This is a genomic window from Oleiphilus sp. HI0132, assembly GCF_001635845.1.
Genome location: NZ_LWGJ01000962.1, coordinates 1 through 277 on the forward strand (window position 1 = coordinate 1; position 277 = coordinate 277).

At 45.8% G+C, this 277-nt stretch carries 1 protein-coding gene; it reads left to right on the plus strand.

From position 1 onward, the window contains the following. A partial coding sequence (locus tag A3766_RS10890; protein WP_197479531.1) for an AraC family transcriptional regulator ligand-binding domain-containing protein occupies positions 1-277 on the plus strand: 277 nt, incomplete at both ends.

Genomic DNA, 277 nt, shown 5'->3' on the forward strand with positions numbered 1-277 from the left:
CCTGCCGTACAGCAATATTTACAATATGCTCAGAGCAAACAAATCGATACTCATCAAGTCATTCTCGACTCAGGGATCGACCCGAATGTTCTGGCCAGTGCAAATGGGCGTATTATTGGAACCCAGTTCCAATCTCTTATTAAACATCTTATCGAACGCGCTAATGACCCCTTGCTCGGGCTTCATACCAGCCAATTTGTTCAGCCAGGCTCCTATAGTGTGCTTGGCTATATCACTATGAGTTGCGCCACCATCGGTGAAGCCATGGATAAAATAC